Origin of the sequence: Rahnella sp. ChDrAdgB13 (assembly GCF_017655185.1) — a bacterium.
GTDB lineage: Bacteria > Pseudomonadota > Gammaproteobacteria > Enterobacterales > Enterobacteriaceae > Rahnella > Rahnella contaminans.
Genome location: NZ_JAEMGT010000151.1, coordinates 1 through 2,594 on the forward strand (window position 1 = coordinate 1; position 2,594 = coordinate 2,594).

General features: G+C 56.9%; 1 protein-coding gene and 1 pseudogene. Both read left to right on the plus strand.

The genetic code is table 11. The features are described 5' to 3' along the window. Positions 1 to 90: pseudogene (locus J8X26_RS25380) on the plus strand (DUF3352 domain-containing protein); the annotation flags it as partial. An 11-nt stretch (positions 91 to 101) separates the two neighbouring features. Next, positions 102 to 2,594, plus strand: a 2,493-nt coding sequence (locus J8X26_RS25385) for a VirB3 family type IV secretion system protein (protein ID WP_208952350.1), incomplete at its 3' end; no start/stop codon positions are given.

Below are 2,594 nucleotides of genomic sequence, written 5' to 3' on the forward strand. Positions count from 1 at the left end.
GGCAAGAGCCTGCATGACATGCGCAACGTCATCATTGGCGCCATCCTTATCGTCGGTGCGTCAGGTTTCGGTGCCTACTGGGCGTCATAAGGGAGGTAACGATGGCTACGCTGAACAAAGCGCTGACGCGGCCTGCCGCCATAGCAGGCATTCCCCTCGTGCCGTTCGTGATGGTCAGCGGGGCCATCGTCCTGCTGGCGGTTTATGTCAGCTATTACCTGGTATTACTGCTTATTCCCGCCTGGCTGGAGATGAAGGCAAAGGCCAGAACCGATATTCACTATTTCGGGTTGCTCTGGCTGGCCTTTAAAACCCGTGGCCGGTTTGGCACCAATAAACATTTTGGTGCCAATGCCTTGCTGGCAAACCGCTATGACGCCGTCGACGTCTCGGAGTTTATTGAAAAAATGAAGTTAAACGAGCGCGTTACGCTGGATAAATACATTCCGTATTCCTCCCATATTCACCCGCACGTCATCAGAAACCGCCAGGGGGATTTGGTTGCCAGCTGGGAGCTGGAGGGCACCGTTTTTGAATGCGAGGACGAACATCACCTGACGTTAATGGCGACGCATCTCAATAACGTGATTCGTGCATATGAAGGCCTGCCTATCACTTTCTATATTCACCGTATCCGGGAAAAGTACCACGATGCCTTTGACACGAATTCAGGTATTCCCTTTTCTGATGAAGTGACCCGGCTTTATTACCAGCCAATCAACGAAAAGCCGTTCTGGCGGCACCGGCTGTTTTTCACCGTCTGCTATGCGCCCTTCTCTCCGCTTGAGAAAAAGGCCATGAAGGCGCAGCCGTCCGGTAAACGCAAAGCGGCGCTGGATGATGCCCTGAACGTGATGCTGGAACACCGGGAGGCGCTGGCGTCTGCCTTGTCCCGCTATACGGCGACGCCACTGGGGATGTATGAAGGCAACGGGCGGGTTTATTCCGCCCAGCTGTCCTTTTATCACCGCCTGCTCACCGGCAAGTGGCAAAAGGTGGCGGTCACGCGTGCGCCGTTTTATGAAACGCTAAGCACGCCGGATGTCTTTTTTACCACCGACACCGCCGAGTGCCAGACGGTCGGCGGCTCCCGTTTTTTCCGCAGTCTGGAAATCAAAGATTATTCGCCTGAAACCGCGACCGGCCTGCTGGACGCGCTGATGTATGCCGAAAGCGAGTACGTGCTGACGCAGTCCTTCACCTGCATGGCCCGCGATGAGGCGCAGAAGCATATTCGTCTGGCGGAAAAGCGCCTGAATTCGGCGGACGACGACGCCATTTCACAGCGCGAAGAGCTGATTGTCCTGCGTGACCTGCTCCACTCCGGGCATGTGTCCTGCGGGAAATACCACTTCTCCCTGCTGGTATCCTCAGACAGCGCCGAGCAGGTGGTGAAGGACACCAACGCGCTGGCGCAGCCTTTCGCCGACCTCGGCATCATGACAACGCTGTCCACGCTGTCGCTGCCCGCCGCGTACCTGGCGCAACTGCCGGGGGTATATACGCTACGCCCCCGTCTGGTGGCCGTCAGCAGCCAGAACTTTGCCGACCTGGCGAGCCTGCACAACTTTCATTCCCACAAGCGGAGCGGCAATCCCTGGGGCGACGCCATCGGGATACTGAAATCCCCTGGCGGTGGCGGGTATTACCTTAACCTGCACGACAGCCAGAGCGGACGGAATGACTTCAACGAAAAAACGCCGGGTAATACGGCGATTATCGGTAAAACCGGCTCCGGGAAAACGATGCTGATGACCATGATGCAGCAACTGATGCAGAATTACCGCAATCCGGCGACGTTCTCCGCCTCAGCCACAATCCAGCGGTTCACAACGGTCTATTTCGACAAGGACCGGGCGGCGGAGATGGCGATACGCCAGATGGGTGGACGCTACTTCCGTATCCGTACCGGCACGCCTACCGGGTTTAACCCGTTTTCGCTTGCTCCAACCCGGCGGAATATCAGCTTTATCAAACGACTGGTGCGCATGCTGTGCGGCCGCAACGGCAAGCCGCTCGATCCGCGCGATGAGGAGCGCATCAGTGCCGCCGTGGATACCATCATGCTCGACTACCCGCCCGAATACCGCAAGTTCGGTATCACCCGGCTGCTGGAAGTCCTGCCGGAACCGCCAACCCCCGACGCCCGCCTCAACGGGCTACGCATTCGCCTTAAACAGTGGGCGCAGGGCGGCGAGTTCGGCTGGGTATTTGACAATGAGGAGGACACCTTCAACATCAGCGATGTCGAAAATTTTGGTATCGACGGTACGGAGTTTCTCGATGATGACGATATTCGCGGCCCCATCACGTTTTATCTGCTTTACCGCGTCACCAGCCTGCTGGATGGTCGCCGGCTGGTGATGTTCATGGACGAGTTCTGGAAATGGCTGGCCGATATCGAATTTTCCCGATTCTCGCTCAATATGCTGAAGGTGATCCGCAAGCTGAACGGTATCTTCGTCCCCGCCACCCAGTCGCCTGACGAAGTTGTCAAGCACCCTATTGCTCCGGCGATTATTGAGCAGTGCAGCACGCAGATTTTTCTCGCCAACCCGAAGGCCAGCCGGGCGGATTACGTGGAAAAGATGAAA